The following is a 19,698-nucleotide window of genomic DNA, read 5'->3' as shown; positions in this document are numbered from 1 at the left end:
TCCCTCATTCTAAAAGCAAATGAAACGTTTCCTCTTTCTCGTGACATTGGTGTTCGGTTTTGCCCTGGCCTCCCAGGCGCAGACCGCCTTTGTGTCGCAATACAGCAAGGCACTGGACACGGTGACCAACACCGCGACCAAATACATGACCATTCCGACGCCGCTGAACAGTTTCTACAAAACTGCCGAGATCTCCGTGACCTATACGAAGATTAGCGGCACCGTTGCGGGCACTGTGGCGTTGGAATATAGTATCGACGGTACGAACTACTATTCCCTGACTGCCAATGCCGCAGCGACGGCGACGGATGTTGCATCACAGACATTCGGCTGGTCGCTGAAGGACGTCGGTTTCCGATATATCCGGTTAAAGTTCACCGGTACCGGTACTATGTCGGCCCAAGTCAAGGGTATGATTAACGCACGCAAACAAAATTCATAGCCATGGTCAAGACCCTTGTTACCAAGAAATTTATCGACCGGGACACCAAAGAGCTGCAGACGGTCGGCATGGAGTACGAGTGCGACGAAAGGCGCGCGGAGCTCCTGCGGAATGCGGGGTATGTGAAACTCCCTGATGCGGAACCGGAAGCACCGGAAGCACCGGAAGCACCGGAAGCACCGGAAGCATCGGAAGCACCGGAAGTCGAAGGTGAAACGGGTGTACCTGCCGCTCCTAAAGTTGCAAAACCCAGAAAAGTTAAACAGAAATGATCCGTAACCGCATCAAAGACGTCGTAGAGCTTGCGGCTCCTGCCCAGGAACCGGTAAGCCTACAGGAGGTCAAAGACTTCCTGCGGGTGAGCTTTGCCGATGACGATGCGGTGATTTCCGGGATGATCACGGGTGCCCGCCAGCTACTGGAGAAGCGCCTGAACATCTTCCTGGCAGTACGGTCGCTGAAAGTTACTTTTTCCCATGACGGATGCAGTGCAATTGCGCTGCCCTACGGGCCCGTCGGTAACATTACCGCCTCGACTTTCAAGTACGACCTCGACGATACCCTGACCATCACTACCTCCACCTATACGATCATCGGCGATCAATTCAAACAGTTCAAAGGTGCAGCAGGTTGGTGGACGATAACCTACGACGCCGGATATGTAACGGCGCCGGAGGCACTCCGCCAGGGTGTCCTGAAGCAGGTCGCATGGATGTACGAGAACCGGGGTGATACTGCCAAGACGGGGCAACTTAACACCGATGTTCTTTACATGTTGGCTGGCTACGACAAAAACGCGTGGATATGATCGGCCAGATGCGGTATAAAGCCACCTTTCAGACTCCCGTCGCAACGGCGGTTGCCGGTGGTGGCCAAACGGTCGAGTACACCGATACCCTAACCGACTGGGTGGGGGCGAAGCAGGTGAGCAGCAAACCGGGAGAGGAGGGGTTCCAACCTTCCCTGGGTAATACCTACCGGTTGTCGCTACGGTTTCGCAACGGCTTCGCGCCTCAGTACGAAATGCTCGTAGCCTTTAAAGGCGGATCGTTTACGATCACCGGTATTGAGTCGGATCTGCGAGAGCGTTTCTGGTATATCACCATCACCGAAAAAGTGTAGATAATGGGCCGCGTGCGATACACGCTGAAAATTGAGGGCATGGATAAGGCCTTTGGTAAGCTGAAGAAAATCGACAAGAAGCTCATAAACGATGTCGATGATATTCTCCAAGCCGCGGCATTCGATACCAACGACGATGCGATCAGCAATATTCAGCGAGAGGGTGCGATTGATCTGGGAGCAGGCGGAGGGCTGATATCTCACCAACAGGTGCGTGCGATCGGGAAGAATAAATACGAAGTACTGAATTCGTCCAAATACGCACCTTTTATCGAATGGGGTACAGGGCGACAGGTCAGTGTGCCGGCAGAATGGGCACAATACGCGATGAAGTACAAAGGCCCTTATCCTGGCACCTGGGACGAGTTCGAGGAGAACATCCGGGCATGGATGAAGCGGCACGGAATACCAGATCGCCAAATCTATACCGCCTCAGATGGAACTGAAAGCTACATCGATGTGACGTATTCGATCATGATTAAGATACTGGAGCGCGGATTGCCAGCTAGACCATTTCTGTACCCAGCGTACGTAAAGAACAAAGCCGAAGTAGTAAAACGACTCAAAGAATTATTTAAATGAAAGATCCCGGCGCAGCCATACGAAACGCCATTTTTCTTGCATGTGACGGTGTGGTGCTCCACTTGGGGCAACCAGTGCCGATCTACGACGGGAATGCCGATTTATCTGCTCCGGATCAATACATCGTCCTCGGTTCGCAGACATGCAACCAGAACGGCGATAAGCAGACTTTCATAACATACAACACGATTATCGTGCATGTTGTCACCCGATTCGACCTCACCGACCGTGGGAATACCTTGTTCGCAGACAACATTGCTACCCAGATTACCCAGATCGTTAACCCCGATCCTGTTACCCAGCTCGACCTGGGCCCCGATTTCCAATTAGTGGTCACAAATGTAGAGGGAAGCGATACGCGCCGGTACGCCGACGCCCGCCACCGCTTCGTCGAGAAGGCCATCCGATTTCAACTCATTGTAAACCAACACTAAATGTAAAATAATGGCAAAGCTGAAAGCGAATGACGTCGGCCTTTTCCTCAACACGGGAACGACCGCAGTGCCTGTCTGGAAAGTGCTCGCTTGTCTTACCGCCACCGACATCGATCTCGCCGTGGAAGAACTGAATGGCGATTCCAAATGCGGGATCGACCGGGAAGCCGGCGATGTTACCTGGACGGGGTCGTTTGAAGGTTTCTTCAAACTGGATCCCACTTCCACAGAGGTAAGCGGTGAAAACCTGTTGGAGATTGCCCAGGCGAAAACCAAAAAGGAGTGGAAGATCTCCAATTCGGACGACTCCTATTATCGCGCCTTTACCGCATACATTTCGTCCTACAACGAGAGCGCTCCGTACAACGAATTCGTAACCTTCTCCGGTGAACTGAACGTTTCCGGCACAGTAGCAACCGCACCAACACCGTGATTATGACAGACGTACAATTTGAACTGGGCGGCGTTGTCCGCCAACTGCGTTTCGACGCTGGCGCATTGAAACTTTTGCGTTCCCTCCTGAAGAAGGATCCGCTCACCGACGACGAGCAGGATGAAGATCATGCGGCCAAAATCGCATTTGCAGGCATTCTACGTGAACATGCTCGTCGGAAAGTGCCCTGCCCGATCACCTTTCAGGAGGTGCAGGAATGGTTTGATGAGATGTCGCCCAAGGAGCACCTGCCAATCCTGACGGCCTTCAAAGTGGCAATGGACATCGAGCCGGCGGAAGGCGCCTCGACTTCGGAGCCCGGAGCGGATAAAAAAAAATAACCCTCCGTGATCTGGAGAAGATCGCGATTTGCGAGGTCGGTATTTCTCCTGCTGATTTTGACGAATTAAGCCTGCAGGAGCTGATTTGGATGATTGAAGGCTACCGTACGCGGGATGCGCAACGGCAGGAGCCGTTCAGAATGCTGTACTGGCTGACCTTCAACGCCAACAGCAAAAAGCCGAAGTCGTTCCGCGCAATGCAGGAGGAGTGGCCGCTGTACACCGACAAACTAGATAATTCGATACCGGACATAGAAATGATGAACCAGGCGTGGGATCGCCTGCAAAACGTGAGTAATGGATCAAGCCGGAATTAAACTCATTTTTGACGCAGAAACCAAAAGAGCCGAGGAAGGGGCGAAGGCGATAAGCGACGCGCTCAACGGTGTTGGTAAGCACGCGAATGCTGCAATTGCTGACCTCAGCAAGATCGAAAAACTGCTGGGAGAGGTGGCGCAATCCACCCGTGTTACAATGCATGCGATAACCTCCATGTCTCATGCCTTCACCGATTCGGGGAAAAAAGCTGTTTCTGGTATGGGTAATGTTAAACGCGGAGTAGCAGATGCAAGCACATCGCTGACCGGGTTTACACGTATCATACAGGATGCGCCCTTTGGCTTCATCGCCGTAGGGAATAATATCTCCGAACTCATTACCCAGCTGGGTGGCCTATCTAAACAGGCAGGCAGCGCAGGTGGAGCGTTGAGGGCTTTGGGGCAATCTATTCTCGGCCCTGGCGGTGTGGTACTGGGGCTTAACCTGGCCATTTCTGCCGTTACCGTCGCTGTGCAGAAATATGGCAGTTTGGGCGAAGCTGTGGACGCTATCCTGAACCCCATGAAGGAACAGGCGCGAATCCAGAAGGCCGTAAACGATACAATGCTGGCTGGTGCGCAGGACGCACAGACGGAACTTGCAAAAATTGACGCGCTGTATCGGGCTACGCAAAACCTTAATGTCCCACTGGCAGAGCGCAATAAACTCATCGATTCCCTGCAGAAGAAATACCCCGACTACTTCAAGAACTTCACCAACGAGGCGCTGCTTGCTGGTCAGGGGGCGGCCGCATATGACAAACTCCGCCAATCAATCATCGCCACCGCACAGGCTCGCGCCATCGAGAAGAAGATCGGCGAGTTGTCCGCGCAGCGGCTGGAGATCGATATGAAGCGCACCAAACAGATTGCCAAGCTGGCAGAAGCCCAGGCCAACGCTCGCAAGATCGACGAGGAGGCCGCAAAGGCGCCGAAAGGCGGCATCGGTATTGGCGCAGCGCAACAGATGGATCGTTTCCAGGCGGCAGGGCTATCCGCCGCCGCTACTGTCAATTCATTGCAGGGCAACATCTCCGGGCTGAACAAGGAAGAGCAGGAATTGGTGAAAACCATTGACGAACTCATCAAACGGCAGGATGCGCTTGCGGTACAATTCGGTAGTAAGATATTCGGCATCCAGGCTGATAAAGCCAAAGCGGCCGGGAAGACCATTTCCGATGTGGTGCAGGAAATGAACAAAGACCTGACCGGGTTGAATGTGGCTTTTGCCGCAGTCGGCGGTACGGTGGCCAGTCTCGCCGTGGACAAACTCCGCGTGTTCGAGAAGGCGCTGAAGGATCTGGCAGAGTTCGGTGTACGCCCAGGGGATGAGCTGTTCAACCAGATAAAAACACAGATCGAGCAGCTGCAGAACTCCCTGACCAAGACGCCGGTAACAATCAAATTACCAGTGAAGATTGAGGCGTTACCAACGATCGGATTCAATAATGAGGCTTTCCGGGCAGGCATAGCTACTTTAGGGAACAATCTTTCCAAAGAGATTACTGCTTTAAATGAAAGACTCACCATAATGGCAAGAGAAGCAACGATGAACGCTTTCCTTGCGCTCGGCGATGGAATAGGAGCAGCAATTATTGGATCGCAGAGTGGTATAAAGGCTGCAATGTCATCGTTTTTGAACATTCTCGGCGGCTATATGCAGGCTTTGGGAAAGGAACTTATTGTTTACAGTAAGGTTTTGGACGGCATTAAAATCGCGATAAGTGGGCTTAACTCCACTGTTGCATTAGCTGCCGGCGCCGCTGCAATTATCGCAGGCGGGGCCCTGAAAGCATATGCTGCGCAAATCCCCTCATTCGCTACTGGCGGTATCGTCTACGGTGACCAAATAGCCCGCGTGGGTGATAACCCCGGCCGCAAAGAGGCTATTGTACCCAGTGAAGACTGGCGCGAGGCGTTCGGCGGCATGCGCGGTTTCGACGGGGAGCTGGTAACCAAGGTTCGGGGTCAGGATCTGTTCATTATCATGAAAAAGGCTGCATCGCAGCAGGGGAGGGTCAACTGATGGCGTATGAACTGAAATACACCTTCTCCTTCCGCGACCGGCACGTCGTGACGCCAGCCACCTGGCGCGTCGATATTCTCGACGGAGAGCAAGCTGCGGGCTCCGTATATACGCTGGTGCCATCCGGCGATCCTCTCATCACTGAGCGCATCGAGACGGACGACGAGAAGGCAAATTTTATCATCGGGCGCCAGATAACGTTCTCCTACGAATTCACCGGCGCTGTCGGCGAACCCCTTCCTGAAGAGTTCTTTGAAGCCTCGGAGCGCCGCTGGCGGGTGGAAGTGTACCGGAACAACGTGCTGGATGGGGTTTACTACATCAAACCGGATTTTTGTTCCCGCACCTGGAAGCACGCGCCGTACACCATAACGCTGAAAGCCGTGGACGGTTTTTCCTACGCCAAAGCGGTTCCGTTCGATATGTACGATACAGATCAAAAGCTGGTGTACGATAAGGTGAGCCTGTACGAGACTATGCTTACCCGTGCCCTGCACCAGATCGTCGACGCCGGCACGTCCATAAACATCCTCTGCAGCCTTACGCCGACCAATATCGAGGCAGGGAAGCGGTTACTGAACGGAACTTTCATCCATACTGATATCTTTTATGATTTTGTCACCGGTCCCGTAATGGTACACGACGTCATAACCGCTTTCTGTAAAACCTTTTACGCTCGGTGTTTTATCGCAGGTGGTCAGGTCTGGTTCGTCCGCATGCAGGATTTGACCAGCGATACGTTCACCGTGGAGCGCTACGAAAGCGAATTCACCGTGACCGATGTCGCTGTTCCTGAAATGCTGGCATCTGGTGGATCGACGGTAGGCGCCTTCGACGTGCTGCCAATCGACGACGACCCGGAATTGCCCATGGTGCCCGCACTGAAGAAAGCCACTTTCGAAGTGAACTACCAGGGGATTAATATTCTGTTGAATTTCAACTGGGAGACCTATGACGGTACCGCAAATTATGACCAATGGCATCGATCACTCGGCACTCCTGCGCTAGGTAGGGTGGGGGATGGGACAATCGAGAGCCCTTACGGCGCGCTTATTCCATTCAGCACCAACAGCCTGCATAATATTAGCCAGGGATTTTATAGCGATACACAGAACATACGTATTAAGCCCGGAGAATTGTTGGATTTGGAATTCAAGTATCGATTTAATAACACAAAAACCTTTGCGTTCCTAGTAAATCTAGACAGTGACGATCCGGATTACCTCGGGTTCACTATGGGAGCTGGCGGTGACTGGGTAGCTGAGGGGCAAGGTGTAGAAGATACGTCCCGGCAAAACCTTATTCGCAACGGTCGTAAAAGAGACGGCAATTTTAAGGTTAGATCCTTACCTGTGCCACACCCTCGTCCAAACGGTACCCCGTCAGGTCCACCGCCGACTTCGTTCAAGTTATCCTTGTTTTTTTACACACCCTACGAATTGTCCGAAACGGTGGATGGGCCTTTCGTCGATTCCGTTACACTTTGGCCGCCGAAGATGGGCATCATCAATCTCGCCTCAAAAGGGCGGCGCCTGGCGGCGATCAACGGGGCGAAATTCTCCCGCGAAAAGACAGATCCGCAGCAGTTCAGTTTCATTGATACCGGTGATGATGGTGCGTCCAACACGCTTTTCACCGGGGCGGCAAAAGAGCCGGTTGCCAGCTGGGAGAGCAGTAAGCCCGGCATCGTCGCCGACGATATCGAACGCCACATGGTGCGGGCGCACATCGACCAGTACGCCAGATCCCTGCAAAGCTGGGAGGGGAGCCTGTACAGCAATACGCTGGAGTATTACAGTGTGATCGAGTTCGACGCGCTGCCGGGTAAACGTTACCTGCAGCTGCGTGACACCTACAATAACCTTACCTGCACGCACGAGGTATCGCTCATCGAGCTTTTACCGGAAGGCGGGGCGCAGGTTGAAATACGTGAGTTTGACATCGAGGAGGAAAACGAATGAAAGGAAAGGACTTCATAATCTACATAGAGGACAACGGGGTCGAAACGCCTATCTGTTATGCGACAGACTGCGTTTTTGATTTCCAGTACTCCACCCGCCGGATCGTCGATCCGACCACCCGGTGGCGCCGGTTCCTCGCCGACGACATCACCTACACGGTGCAGGTGCCAGGCGTAGTGGTGTTCCGCGCCTCGGTGAACTGGGTGAAGCTCAAAGGCTGGGCCGAACAGGGCGCGGAATTGAAATGGCGCGCTTCGGCATATGCTGTGGGTGGCTATTCCATGTCCGGCTCCATCCTGATTACCTCGCTGAATTTCACCAGCCAGATGAAGGACGTCATCAAGTTCGACATGGCGGCTACCGGTACCGGTATGGCAAAGGACGTTTTCCAGCCAATTCCCGCCGACGTCTTCCTCGCAGATTCGTCTATGGCGCGCCTGTTCGGTTGCCCCGACCCGTACCCGGTATCGCTGTACTGGTACAACGCGGACGGCACAAGTCCTGGTGGCGTGATCGGCATCGCCTATAACGCGGACGATGTAATCAACCAATTCAACTCCTATCCGGAGAATCAATACTTCCAGTTGACCGGGTATACATCCGGGTGCGATTTCAGCCTGCTGGCTGAGTGGGATGCGCCTTTCGTGCCGTCCGTTGTATTTGCGTCCGCTTCGCCTGGATTGGGCCTGTGGACAGGAACGGACAACGAGGGTATTACTCCCGACCCAGACACTAACGAACTTATAAGCCCGAATTATGCCTGAGTTTGATATCGTAGACCTCGTAGCCGTCCAGGATCTTCCCTCCGGAATAGCCGTCACCAAATTGTGGCAGCTGGTGGTGGGGGATCCTGCGACCAAGAAGGCATATAAAACACCCATCGAAAATGCCGGCGACATCATCGCCGATCAGCTGGGCTCCGCCGTGAACCTGCCAGATCGGTACTACACGATCGGCGGCGAGATGCATGGCGCTACGTTGGAGAACGACACGAACCCAGTGTCTCCGACTTTCGGCAAGCCGATCCGTTTGGTTGACGCATACCTGGAAGGGAAAGAATACAGCATCGATATGCGCGGGATGGGCTTCATGGAGAAAGGCCCGGAGTGGCAGAACAATGTCTCCGGTGGCGGGTTTCACCACACCAAGACCGGCGCCTATTTCGTGAACGGCCAGAAATACCGGGTCGAGTTCAAGCCGGTTATCAGTAGCGTGGTGGCTACCCCTGACGCAATCGCCCGGTTTACCTCCGGGGTGCAGGTGGTTACCTCCAGTGTTACCGCAGGTGCGGCATTCGACCGGAAAATGATCCTGCTGCAATCTGCCACGTCGCTGGCAATCACCTACACACTGAACTCGGCTTACCCGGAGAATGTGCTGTGCGTGGTACGTACTGGCGGCGGGCAGCAAAAGCAATCCGTTGTGGCCGCGCCGGCAGGTCAGACTATGGTGCGCGGTGTTTCGCTGGTGCCCACCCGTGTTGTCCTGGGGGAAATCGACTACGTATTTCTCGTCCGGATCGGTACAGTTTGGTACGTTGTCGCCCAGGGAGAACGGTGGAAGCAGGTGGGCATGCCTGCATTTGGCGGTATACCCGGCCCTGACCTGATCCGCGCACAGCGCCAGACGCTACAGGCCAACGAATACCCCGGTGTTGACGATTATTGTGTTGCGCTCGCCGCAGCCTACCCGGGTTCGGTAGTCACAATCGCCCAGGCAGCCGCAAACCCTACGAAGTGGGCGCGAGGTGGTGGAGTGGTGATGGTGCCGAAGTGGGATGGATGGTTCCCACGTTTCCTGGATCTTGGTGCGGGGAAAGATCCCGACCGGTCTGAGCCGAATATCGTCGGCTCCACGGAGGCCAACCAGAACAAGGCACACAACCACGAAAATGGCAATTTCAAAGGGTTAATGCAGATCACTGGCACCGGAACAGCGGTAAACGGTGACAACGATCCCGGAAATACGCAACCGAATCTTTTTGGAATGGGGAACATAGTTTCCGAGGGCGGCTCCGAAGCCCGCCCCGAGAACGTGGGATTCCCCGCTTTAATACACATATGACGATGAAGAGAGTATTGACAATTTTGGCAGTATTGCTGTCAATGGCCGCACAGGCGCAGAATGAAACACCATGGAACTACAACGCGATTAACAATGCGTATGATGGTCTCTGGCCGCGGGGCATTTTCATGTTACCCCGTGATACAACCAAGAAGGTTATACTAGACGAGAATTACATGCCCGTCGGCGATTCCGGAATTCTTGCGTATTGGCATGGGAAACCGCGGTGGAAGGATAACGCAGGTATCTGGCGGGAATTCGCATCTGATCTTTCCGCCTACATGAAATACTCAGACACCTCGACCACAATCGCTACACGGACGTATGTTTCGCAATTCGCCATCGAAAACCGCGCTTCAGGATTGCAGCCCAGCTCCAGCTTTGGCATTACAGGGACGGCAAGAATCGCTACGAATACTACGCCGGCTGCGCCGCTACATGTAGGGAAGCTACCCTCAACTTTAGACCTGTCCATCGTGGCGGAGGGAAATATCCAGACGGTACCAGCTGAATCGGGTAACCAGGCGCCTACTTTGGGGCAAGTGAATGATTCCCTTCCCGGAATTGCTGATTCGGTTGAAGAGCTCATACTATTCGGCTCTCCAAAACATAGCGTTCTTGTCACTGATTCACTGCGCGGCGGATGGTTTACATGGCAAGCTACCGGTACTGCTGACAAAGGGATAACGTTTGCCGGGAGTAACGGATACTGGGTACGCGCGAAAGCCAATCCGGTTAAAGCCACCTGGTTTGGGGCAGTTGGCGACGGAATTGTGAATGACAACCAGGCAATAGCCGATGCTGTGGCATATGCCATCAGTCGGAATATCGGAATAATCGAGGTGAATGTGCCTAAGCTCCTGATTGATTCCGTGGACTGCCAGGGCGTCGCCGTCGTGGGAATGCAGACAGTACTAACCGGTAGATTTGACAACGCAAAGTACATTCGTGGCTTCATTGTTAACGATTACGACCGGGAGATTTCGCCAGCTTACATACCTCCGGCTATGACACGATCAAATAAGATGTGCCTGTACCGGAATGATGATTCGACATTCTACGCGATCACTAAGAAACCCCGCGGGTACTTACTTACAGTCCTGAGGAAGAATATTGTGACCACTGATGATTCTGAAGGTCTTCCAACCGATCTTTTGCGAACGACAATCGTACACGATATCGATGATGCGTATTTAACGAGCAATTCCGCGCCGACCAAATCCGGCACCTGGTCATATTACGAATACTTCCGTGGCACCCACGGGATCGTTATGCACATTAACACGACAGCAGCACAGAATGCGTATATCGAATTCTCATTCACCGGAGCCGAAACACAACTGGGGTTAATGTCCTCCGCTTCCGGATCAGACGTAGAGGTGAGGATAGATGGGAATATAGTAGAGACATTCAACACTACCCGGCCCACTGCGGAGCTGTTTACCCGGAAGTATGCCAACCTTTTGCCAGGTACTCACACCATCAGGGTGACCAAGACCAATGCCGGGGGGAACATGTACGTATGCGGCGTTAACTTTTATTCGCTCAAGGACGCACCAGTGGCATCATATGACAGCATGTACTACTACCGGAACAACACCACGTACCCTCCCTACATCTTCAACAGTGGCGCGCAAGAATATGCCGTCATGAACTATAAGAATAATCGGTTCGCAGGCTCCTATCATGGAGGAGAAACGCTGATCTCACGAGACGTCCGGCTCGATGGCATTGCTACGGATATACTGTCAATCAAGGCGGTAGTATGCAACAACATTGATATTACCCAGCGGACAGTGATTAAATGGTCGGGAGTTGCTGCGCCGGATTCTCTGAATACGATGTCCACGCTTCGCTTTTTCGACAGCGGGTATGAGTTTCGCGCCGCAATGGATGGAGAGGTCCATGCAAAGCGATTCTTCACGGCCATGACCACTACTTCGGACCTGTTCGACGAGCTGTTATTCCCATACCGAATCCCTGACATCAGCACGGCCAGCCTTCCGATCATTGCTAACAACAGGGTCAGCCTCGGCCGCGTGAACATGATAGTTCAGCGGCATGCAGCTTCCGGGCGGAAGGTCACCACGTCTTGGAATGTACATCCGAACGACAATCTTCTGCGCGGCGGGGCTTATATCTGGATCGTTCCAGGCGCATATAACAAGCTCTATTACGCCCTGAATGAGGATCGTTTGGCTACGGTGAAAAACATTTCATTTACTGTTCAAAAAATATTTGAATGATGGATAAAATAGCACTACTCAAAGAAATATGGCTTCGCCTTTCCTCCGGCAGTGGTAACACTCCCGAATTCTGGAAGAAGATACAATCCTACAGTATCTATATCCTTTTGGCCATGGGCGCGGCCTTTGGCCTGGAGTATCTCGACGTTTTCGTTATCCCGGCAAAACTGTCTTCGGCGCTCATCTTCCTTGCCGGCTGTCTCCTCGGTACCGGTGGTGCCGCCACGGCAACGGTGAAGGATCCGGAGAAGGCCGGAATTAGCGAGGAATCTAAATACAAACCGAAAGGCTAACTGATCATGGAAAACCGAATAGCTCATATGGAAGACAAGCTGGAAGAATTGTCCGGGAACGTGGAGAAACTGTCCGAATCCCTGAAGGATATGAAGGGCATGATGGCGCAGGTGCGGGAGGGGATTATGGGAAACCCAGTAGCAGGAGACAAGGGCCTTTCCGGGCGCCTGGCCAAGCTCGAGGAGAAGATGGAGACATATGAACGCTGGAAATGGTGGGTTATCGGCGCTGCATCGACAATCGGATTTTCTTTGAATGAGCTGTTCGAAACTATTCTCACCAAATGAAATACCTCATTTCGATATTGATCCTTCTGGCCGGCTGCCGGACAACCAAAGATCCATCCGCTGCAGAACGGGAGGCGCTCCGGGCTGTGCTGGGGGAGCACCTGGATAGCCTTCAGCTGGCGCCTCCGCTAACCCTCCAGGGTGAAGCCATCACCATCGAAACGCGCGGCAGTATTCCGGATTTCGATTCCGGCGCCGTGAAATCGAAATCCGGCCGGCTGACGGTGAAGTGCCCGGACAAAACGTTGAACCTGGACAGTATCCTCCGGAACAATCGCGTTTTCCTGGCCATGGTAACTGCGTGGAAGCTGGCTGAAGCCCGGAAGGATAGCACGGCACGGGAGAACGCAGTTTATAAAGCCGATAACGCCCGGCTCACTAAAGGCAAGCGCGCTGCGGATCTACGGTTCTGGCTGCTGGCCGGCGCTGTGCTGGTTTGGCTAATTATCAAATTCAAAACCGGGGGCCTGGGCTTCTTCAAATTGTTCAAGAAATGACCAATCCGAGAAACATCAAATACATCGTATTACATTGCACCGCGACCCAGCCATTCGCAAGCGTAGAAGCTATTCAGCGATACTGGAAGGAACAACTGAAATGGAAGAGTCCAGGCTATCATTACATCATCTCCGCCAACGGCGGAGTGAAGCAACTTGCGGACGAAAGCGACGTGACCAATGGGGTACAAGGATTTAACCAGGCATCCGTTCACGTCTCGTACATCGGCGGAATAGATGAAAAAGGGGATCCGAAGGACACCCGAACACCCGAACAACTGGAAGCGATGAAGGCGCTGGTAAAAAAACTCAAAGCAAAGTATCCAACTGCAAAAATTCTGGGCCACCGGGATTTCCCAAGAGTGAAGAAGGCGTGCCCCTCATTTGACGTAGCGGACTGGATTTCAAAATTGATATAGTTATTCAGGCCAATTATTATTGTGGGGCAATAATTTGTTGTTTACCGGAATTAACCTTTTCATTGGCCATCAGTTCAAATTCAGCACTTACAGTTGAAATTGACCCACCTTCACATTTTGCAAAGCAACCAAGATATTCACTTTTGACAGTATCCTCAACTTCTACATTAATAATGATTTTGTGGCGATAGATTTTGCTAAGATCGCTGTGTTTAGAGAACCAATTCTGAAACGTCTTATTCCTAAATTGTTGTCTGCCATCAGTCGAATCGCAGTGATACATGAGCACAATCTGAGAGAAACCGGACATAAAATGAGAAATGATGGCGCAGATTGTTTGGCCAACACGAGGATCGTGAGAGGAATTGGATTGGGCTTCTTCGTCTACAGGGCAAAAACCAAAAGCATAGCCGTGCTGTTGCAAAAATGGGTATGGATCTAGGCCATCTGCCCAATCATCAGCAGAAACTATGTATGCGTAATACCTTAAATAACTGTCGGTAGTAAACCAGTACTCGGTACGTGATTCTTGGGGGTGCTCGGATATTTCAAAGGCGTACACTGATGTTTACCGAAGTTTTACTGAGGCTTTACTTTAGGGGCAGTTTTTTGAGCAAGGGGGCTATTTCTCATCTGTTCCTTGATTTGCTGCTTTTTTTCATGCAGCTTGTCAAGGAAGGCGAGTGCTTTGGCATTTGTGGTCGTTATGGTGATCTTCTTTTCCATGGGTGTTGCGAATTAATTGTCAGGGGTATTAATATTTCTGAACTATGACTTTGACGTACTTATTAATCGCATTGATGCCTTCAAAGCTAAGTTTCAGCACTGAAATAACAATGCGTAGATGAAAAAAATTACAAACTACTTCTTAATACAATTGATTATCAATTGAAATGATATTTTCCAGCCGCCTATTTTTTTAGTGGCAACATGTATAAAAAGGGAAAATTCAGGCAATAAATTTAGTAAATAATGCTAAATATTTTAGTATTATTTGCCTAATTAAATTAGCATTTTTAGCTTTTTAGACTAAGAAACTATCAAAAGCCAGGCAAAAATACCCGGCAGAGTAATGTTATGCAATACTAAAAATGTCACGCAAAAGGTACGTTACCCTTAGCTACGATCCGTTGGGTGATAGCCCAATTAAATCACAGATCCACCATGCTTTCTTTAATCTGCTGGCGGAGCCGTTCTCCTTCCTTCCTCAAATATGGTTTTGTTGAGCTAGAACCCAGGGCATGACCGTAGCTTGCCTGGACACCACTATACGACACGCCGGCATCTCGTTTGGCATCGCCGCCTAGCCCTTTGAACGAGTACAGGCTGATATTCAATCCAAGTTCATCCTTTACGTATTTTTTCCAGAGGCGGGAAAGGTTGTTCGCCGTGAGACTTTTCGGGCCTGAGCGCAGTTTCCGGCCAAATGCGTAATTGCTTGCCGGGTGGTCGCCTTGACGTTCCCGAATCCATTTTAACATGAAAGCAGGCACCGGCACCACCCTATAAATTCGGGTTTTACCCTCCAGATAACTGAGTTTAATCTCAGAGTTCAACCAGTCTGTCATATTGTAACGATACTGCAGTATCTCGTTTGGCCGCATTCCCGTTACATGTTCAAACCTGACCAGATTATACAATTCCTGGTGATACTTCGGTAATTCAGCTTTCAGCATCTTCAACTCCTCATCGGTCGCGTGACGGTGTATCCCGAAGTCGATCGGTTCTTTATCATCTATTTTTAAACAGGGATTGAACTCTACAGCTTCCCATTCCAGCAAAGCGTCGAAGTAGGCGCTGATGTAAGATTTGTACCGGTTGAAGGCATTGGGTGTCCACACTTTGCCCTTTCCTTCTTTGTCATACTCCGCCTGGCGCAATTTTCCAATCTGCTCCAATAGCATTCGCACGTGTACCCGCTTCACCTTTTCCAGCGGTAATTTGTCCATCCCCCCGGCCTTGATTGCGGGAATGGCGTACCGGAGCCCCGTTTCGTAATTGAATCGGCTCTTTTTCTTTAATTCTTTCTGACGGATTTGGTAAGCGAGCTGAATGGCGTCAGGGAACAACGTGGCCGGAGTAGGTACCGGAACGCCATCAGGGGTTTTCATTTCGTGAATTGGCTCCGGTGCAGGCTCTGATTCCTGATGACTGAGGAGCCAAGCTTCTATTTTACAGTCGAAAGGGTTCCATCCGGCTTCGAGGCTTTCTGTGATGATTTTCACTGCGGCACGACCTTCCCGGTCCCGTTCCTTCACCGTGCTAAAATAGTTGATCCCCAATCGCACCGGGACTCTTTTGCGTCTTTGTCGAGCTTGGCATGTGAAGTAAAAATCGACATACCATTCCTTCGAAAGATCACCGTTGTACCGATGTAATTGAGGATCACTGTAACCTGGTTTTAACATGACTGATAAATTTTAAAAGTTGACTTTTACGTAGACTTTTTTATTTATCAGCGCTCCGGAATTCGCTAAAACCCAAGCTGGGATTGACTGCGGAGGAGAAGGGATTCGAACCCTTGATAGGCTTTCACCTATACACACTTTCCAGGCGTGCCAGTTCAACCACTCCTGCACTCCTCCGTACGGTTGAATTATTCAATTCAGGGTTGCAAAGATAGACTTTTGTTGAACATTTCCAATTTATTTTTCGGGAAATATTGGGCTTTTCGGGCCATTAATCCAGGATGTCGGCTTCTGAAAGCGTCAGTTCCCCACGCAGCGGCACTTCCAACAACCGCTTCACCTCTTCGGGCGGCAGGTTCTGGCCCAGCAGGAACATCAGTTTGGTGGTGGCCGCCTCAAACGTCATATCGTGCCCGCTCACTACGCCGATCTTCTGTAGGTGGGTCGACGTTTCGTATTTGCCCAGCTCTACCGAACCGCCGTCGCACTGCGTAATGTCCACCATAATGATCCCCTTGTCTGCCGCTTTCTGCAGGCATTCGGTGAACCAGGGCTGGGTAGAGGCATTGCCGCTGCCGAAGGTTTCCAGCAACAGGCCGCGCATGCCGGGCGTATTCACGATCGCCTCCACCGCGCGCCGGGTAATGCCGGGGAAAATCTTGAGCACGCCGATGTTGTTATCCATGCTCTTGTGCACCTTCAACTCCTTCTCGGGCGCGGGAAGCATGAAATTCTGCTTGTACTTGATATCGATACCGGCCTCTGCGAGCGCAGGATAGTTCATGGAATAAAACGCTTCGAATTTTTCGGCGTTGTACTTCTTGGCGCGGTTGCCGCGGAAGAGCATGAAGTCGAAATAAATACAGACTTCCGGTACCATACAATGCCCGTTCGCCTTGGTGCTGGCGATTTCCATGGCGGTGATGATGTTCTCCTTGGCGTCTGTCCTGATCTTGCCGATCGGCAACTGGCTGCCGGTGAGGATCACGGGCTTGGAAAGATTCTCCAGCATGTAACTCAGCGCGGATGCGGTAAACGCCATGGTATCGGAACCGTGCAGGATCACGAAACCATCGTACCGTTCATACCGGTCTTCGATAATACCGGCCAGCTCGGACCATACTTCGGGATGCATGTCCGATGAATCCATCGGCGGATTGAATGCGTACACATAAAAATCAATTCCCATCCGGTAGAGCTCGGGAAGATTGTTCCTGATCTCGTTAAAACCGATGGGCCGCAGCGCGGTCGTCTTTTCGTCGTAAATCATCCCCACGGTGCCCCCGGTATAGATGATGAGAATCTTCGTCATGTAATGCTATGGAATTGCATGCAAATGTACCGCGGAATCAGTTAGAGCATTTTGAATAATTGTTGTGCATTGGCAGTGGTAATCGAAGCCACATCCTCAATTTTTAGATTTTTTACATCTGCGACCGTCTGCGCGATCAGCGGGATGTAGCTGCTTTCGTTCCTTTTGCCGCGATAGGGGACCGGCGCCAGGTACGGCGCATCGGTTTCCAGGACGATGTGCTCCAGGGGGATTTGTGCCACAATGGCGTCGAGGCCCGACTTCTTAAACGTGACTACACCGCCGATACCGAGGTAGAACCCCATGCCGATGATCTCCTCCGCCTCTTCGCGCGTGCCGGAAAAACAATGGAACACCCCCGTAAGCCGCCCGTCATGCAGCTCCTTCACCACATCGATACACGCCCGCGTTGCCTCCCGGCTGTGGATGGCGATAGGAAGGCCGATCTCCAGCGCCATCCGGATCTGGCTGCGGAAAGCATGGTATTGCTGCTCCTGGAGCGACTTATCCCAATAAAAATCCAGCCCGATTTCCCCCACGCCCCAAAATTTCCGCGCTTCCAGCCACTTCCGCACAATAGCCAGCTGCTCTTCGACGTTTTCTTTCACATAAACGGGATGCAACCCCATCATGGGAAGGCAATGTTCCGGGAAAGCCGCTTCCAGCGCCAGCATCACCCCGATGGAATCTTCGTCGATATTGGGCAGCAACATCGTCCCAACACCCTGCCGGATGGCGCGCTGCACCATCTCCGGCCGGTCGGAGTCGAAATTATCGGAGTATAAATGGGCGTGCGTGTCAATCCAGTTCATTATATATTGTTTTTTTCAGTTAATTGTTTATCTTTAGTTTTGAGAAAAATTTAATATTTGAGGCGAACCGTCCGTCAAAGGTAAGTCTCACTATGCCAATACCTATAAAAAACCTCCTACGATGAAACACTATTTTAACACGAACAAGGTGCTGTCTGTTACTGCGCTCGCCATCAGCGCCATCACCGTTTTCTTCGCCTGTAAGAAAGATGACGCCAAATCCGGGGCAGACGACAAGAAAGACAACAACACCATCTCCGCCGCTGTTTCCGAAGCCAACGTCAACGCCATATATGAAGATGTGTTCAACGCATCGATCGATTATAACCGGCGCGAACTCCCTCCCGGAGGCCGTAAAGCACCGGAACAGGCAGACACCGATCCCAATCCGAACGTTTGCTACGGCGTATTCACCGCCGAACCGGGCGATGTGCTCACCTATCCCAAAACGCTCACGATCGATTTCGAAAACGGTTGTACGGACGGCCGCGGCATCACCCGCAAAGGCAAACTCAAAATCAGGCTCACCAGCATCCTCTGGCTGCAAGACGCCAAGGCCACCGTTACCTTCGAAAACTATTTCGTGAATGGCATCAAGGTAGAAGGCACGGTTGTGATCACCACCACCAGCTGGCTCTCCGCGAAGAAAACGTTCACTTACACGGTAACCGACGGCAAAGTGACCTATCCCAACGGCTACACCGCCACCTACAGCGGCACCCGCACTGTGGAATATAAAGACAATAATACGGTAGATACGAAAGACGATCTGTTCGAGATCACCGGCAACGCCCTGCTGAAAGACAGCCTGGGAACCGCTACCGTAGCCATCACCACCCCGCTTAAACGCGGCCTCATCTGCCCCTGGATCCAGTCTGGCGAAGTAACCGTTACCCTCAACGGCCGCAGCGGCAAACTGAACTACGGCAACGGCGAGTGCGACAAAAAAGCCACCCTCACCATAGGCGACAAAACCAAGGAAATCTCCCTGTAACCCGCAACCGGACCCGATAATAGCAACGCCGCACGACCCTCCCGGGCATGCGGCGTTGCCGTTTCCTTAACCTTCCCTACACGATCGCCCTCACCTCCCAGCCCTGGCGCTTACAGTGCTCCAGCACCCGCGGCAGCGCGTAACTCATCCGGTCCCAGGCCTTCTCGCTGTCATGAAAAACCACGATGGAACCGGGTTGCAGCTTGAACACCACGTTCTGGACACAGGCCTCGCCCGTGATCTCCCTGTCGAAATCCCCGCTGAGCACGTCCCACATAATGATCTGGTATTCCTTCTTCAATTCCTTGATCTGGAACGGCGAAATCCGCCCGTACGGCGGACGGAAAAGCCGGGAACGGATGTATTGCGCCGCTTCCTTGATATTGGCGAGATACTTGTCTGTAGCCGTTTTCCAGCCGTTGAGGTGGTTGTGGGTATGATTGCCGACCGCGTGCCCTTCCAGCAAAATCTGCTGGTAAATTCCAGGATGCTCCACCACATTCTTCCCGATACAGAAAAACGTGGCCTTCGCACCGTATTTTTTCAGCTGTTCGAGCACGAATGGCGTGGCTTTGGGATGCGGGCCATCGTCGAACGTGAGGTACACCGCCGGTACGGCAGGCGAGAAATTCCAGGTGCAGCTTTTGTAGAGCGACTTCAAAAAGCCGGGTGTTTTCGTAAAATAGAACATGTTAAGCGGATTAGCG

General features: G+C 52.0%; 25 protein-coding genes and 1 tRNA gene. 19 read left to right on the top strand and 7 right to left on the bottom strand.

The features are described 5' to 3' along the window. Positions 1-19 precede the first annotated feature (19 nt). The 18 genes from EJ361_RS05455 to EJ361_RS05370 all read left to right on the top strand — a co-directional run bounded on the left by EJ361_RS05455 (position 20) and on the right by EJ361_RS05370 (position 13,465). Entirely contained in the window at positions 20-442 is a 423-nt protein-coding gene (locus EJ361_RS05455) for a hypothetical protein (RefSeq protein ID WP_126244344.1), read from the top strand. A gap of 2 nt (positions 443-444) precedes the next feature. Further along, the gene (locus EJ361_RS05450; RefSeq protein WP_126244343.1) at positions 445-714 is read left to right on the top strand and encodes a hypothetical protein; all 270 of its coding nucleotides are present in this window, start codon (positions 445-447) and stop codon (positions 712-714) included. Further along, a complete protein-coding gene (locus EJ361_RS05445; protein WP_126244342.1) occupies positions 711-1,250 on the top strand; it encodes a head-tail connector protein in 540 nt (179 codons plus the stop codon). The genes EJ361_RS05450 and EJ361_RS05445 overlap by 4 nt, the downstream gene beginning before the upstream one ends. Beyond that, positions 1,247-1,564 carry a phage head completion protein gene (locus EJ361_RS05440; RefSeq protein ID WP_126244341.1) on the top strand — a complete coding sequence of 106 codons (318 nt, stop codon included), beginning with the start codon at positions 1,247-1,249 and terminating at the stop codon, positions 1,562-1,564. The genes EJ361_RS05445 and EJ361_RS05440 overlap by 4 nt, the downstream gene beginning before the upstream one ends. Before the next feature lie 39 nt (positions 1,565-1,603). After that, positions 1,604-2,146 (top strand): hypothetical protein, encoded by a 543-nt coding sequence (locus EJ361_RS05435; protein ID WP_126244340.1) that lies wholly within the window; start codon positions 1,604-1,606, stop codon positions 2,144-2,146. After that, positions 2,143-2,580: a hypothetical protein gene (locus tag EJ361_RS05430; protein WP_126244339.1), complete on the top strand. Its 438-nt coding sequence runs from the start codon at positions 2,143-2,145 to the stop codon at positions 2,578-2,580. Before EJ361_RS05435 ends, EJ361_RS05430 begins: the two co-directional genes overlap by 4 nt. A gap of 10 nt (positions 2,581-2,590) precedes the next feature. Then, the gene (locus EJ361_RS05425; protein ID WP_126244338.1) at positions 2,591-3,013 is read left to right on the top strand and encodes a phage tail tube protein; all 423 of its coding nucleotides are present in this window, start codon (positions 2,591-2,593) and stop codon (positions 3,011-3,013) included. A gap of 2 nt (positions 3,014-3,015) precedes the next feature. Further along, positions 3,016-3,354, top strand: coding sequence for a hypothetical protein (locus EJ361_RS05420; protein WP_126244337.1), 339 nt, complete (start codon positions 3,016-3,018; stop codon positions 3,352-3,354). An 89-nt stretch (positions 3,355-3,443) separates the two neighbouring features. Then, a complete protein-coding gene (locus tag EJ361_RS05415; protein ID WP_126244336.1) occupies positions 3,444-3,671 on the top strand; it encodes a hypothetical protein in 228 nt (75 codons plus the stop codon). Continuing rightward, complete coding sequence (locus EJ361_RS05410; protein WP_126244335.1) at positions 3,652-5,697, top strand: coiled-coil domain-containing protein; 2,046 nt, start codon at positions 3,652-3,654, stop codon at positions 5,695-5,697. Before EJ361_RS05415 ends, EJ361_RS05410 begins: the two co-directional genes overlap by 20 nt. Further along, a complete protein-coding gene (locus tag EJ361_RS05405) occupies positions 5,697-7,658 on the top strand; it encodes a hypothetical protein (RefSeq protein WP_126244334.1) in 1,962 nt (653 codons plus the stop codon). Before EJ361_RS05410 ends, EJ361_RS05405 begins: the two co-directional genes overlap by 1 nt. After that, positions 7,655-8,422 carry a hypothetical protein gene (locus tag EJ361_RS05400; RefSeq protein WP_126244333.1) on the top strand — a complete coding sequence of 256 codons (768 nt, stop codon included), beginning with the start codon at positions 7,655-7,657 and terminating at the stop codon, positions 8,420-8,422. Before EJ361_RS05405 ends, EJ361_RS05400 begins: the two co-directional genes overlap by 4 nt. Beyond that, on the top strand, positions 8,415-9,722 hold the full coding sequence (locus EJ361_RS05395; protein WP_126244332.1) for a hypothetical protein: 1,308 nt from the start codon (positions 8,415-8,417) through the stop codon (positions 9,720-9,722). The genes EJ361_RS05400 and EJ361_RS05395 overlap by 8 nt, the downstream gene beginning before the upstream one ends. A 2-nt stretch (positions 9,723-9,724) precedes the next feature. Beyond that, positions 9,725-11,968, top strand: a complete 2,244-nt coding sequence (locus EJ361_RS05390; RefSeq protein ID WP_126244331.1) for a hypothetical protein — start codon at positions 9,725-9,727, stop codon at positions 11,966-11,968. After that, positions 11,965-12,261: a hypothetical protein gene (locus EJ361_RS05385; RefSeq protein WP_126244330.1), complete on the top strand. Its 297-nt coding sequence runs from the start codon at positions 11,965-11,967 to the stop codon at positions 12,259-12,261. Before EJ361_RS05390 ends, EJ361_RS05385 begins: the two co-directional genes overlap by 4 nt. Positions 12,262-12,288: 27 nt before the next feature. Then, the gene (locus EJ361_RS05380) at positions 12,289-12,549 is read left to right on the top strand and encodes a hypothetical protein (protein WP_126244329.1); all 261 of its coding nucleotides are present in this window, start codon (positions 12,289-12,291) and stop codon (positions 12,547-12,549) included. After that, positions 12,546-13,046: a hypothetical protein gene (locus tag EJ361_RS05375; protein WP_126244328.1), complete on the top strand. Its 501-nt coding sequence runs from the start codon at positions 12,546-12,548 to the stop codon at positions 13,044-13,046. Before EJ361_RS05380 ends, EJ361_RS05375 begins: the two co-directional genes overlap by 4 nt. Beyond that, the gene (locus EJ361_RS05370) at positions 13,043-13,465 is read left to right on the top strand and encodes an N-acetylmuramoyl-L-alanine amidase (RefSeq protein WP_126244327.1); all 423 of its coding nucleotides are present in this window, start codon (positions 13,043-13,045) and stop codon (positions 13,463-13,465) included. Before EJ361_RS05375 ends, EJ361_RS05370 begins: the two co-directional genes overlap by 4 nt. Positions 13,466-13,481: 16 nt before the next feature. On the opposite strand, the gene EJ361_RS05365 is transcribed toward EJ361_RS05370, so the two are convergent. The 6 genes from EJ361_RS05365 to EJ361_RS05345 form a co-directional block, all read right to left on the bottom strand. Next, entirely contained in the window at positions 13,482-14,027 is a 546-nt protein-coding gene (locus EJ361_RS05365; protein ID WP_126244326.1) for a DUF6169 family protein, read from the bottom strand. A 17-nt stretch (positions 14,028-14,044) separates the two neighbouring features. Continuing rightward, on the bottom strand, positions 14,045-14,191 hold the full coding sequence (locus EJ361_RS25530; RefSeq protein WP_164714092.1) for a hypothetical protein: 147 nt from the start codon (positions 14,189-14,191) through the stop codon (positions 14,045-14,047). 425 nt (positions 14,192-14,616) lie between these two features. Next, positions 14,617-15,873, bottom strand: coding sequence for a tyrosine-type recombinase/integrase (locus tag EJ361_RS05360; RefSeq protein ID WP_126244325.1), 1,257 nt, complete (start codon positions 15,871-15,873; stop codon positions 14,617-14,619). 90 nt (positions 15,874-15,963) lie between these two features. Further along, a tRNA-Ser gene (locus EJ361_RS05355) sits at positions 15,964-16,050 on the bottom strand. A gap of 94 nt (positions 16,051-16,144) precedes the next feature. Further along, positions 16,145-17,185 carry an asparaginase gene (locus EJ361_RS05350; protein ID WP_126244324.1) on the bottom strand — a complete coding sequence of 347 codons (1,041 nt, stop codon included), beginning with the start codon at positions 17,183-17,185 and terminating at the stop codon, positions 16,145-16,147. Between the two features lie 41 nt (positions 17,186-17,226). Beyond that, positions 17,227-17,997, bottom strand: a complete 771-nt coding sequence (locus EJ361_RS05345; protein ID WP_126244323.1) for a TatD family hydrolase — start codon at positions 17,995-17,997, stop codon at positions 17,227-17,229. 121 nt (positions 17,998-18,118) lie between these two features. On the opposite strand from EJ361_RS05345, the gene EJ361_RS05340 reads away from it, so the two are divergent. Beyond that, entirely contained in the window at positions 18,119-18,991 is an 873-nt protein-coding gene (locus EJ361_RS05340; protein WP_126244322.1) for a hypothetical protein, read from the top strand. Positions 18,992-19,067: 76 nt separating this feature from the next. Here EJ361_RS05340 and EJ361_RS05335 read toward each other — a convergent pair whose 3' ends face one another. After that, positions 19,068-19,682 (bottom strand): polysaccharide deacetylase family protein, encoded by a 615-nt coding sequence (locus tag EJ361_RS05335; protein WP_126244321.1) that lies wholly within the window; start codon positions 19,680-19,682, stop codon positions 19,068-19,070. Positions 19,683-19,698: the final 16 nt, after the last annotated feature.

The organism is Chitinophaga rhizosphaerae (assembly GCF_003958645.1).
Taxonomy (GTDB): Bacteria; Bacteroidota; Bacteroidia; order Chitinophagales; family Chitinophagaceae; genus Chitinophaga; species Chitinophaga rhizosphaerae.
This window is presented reverse-complemented; position numbering and strand designations above follow the sequence as displayed.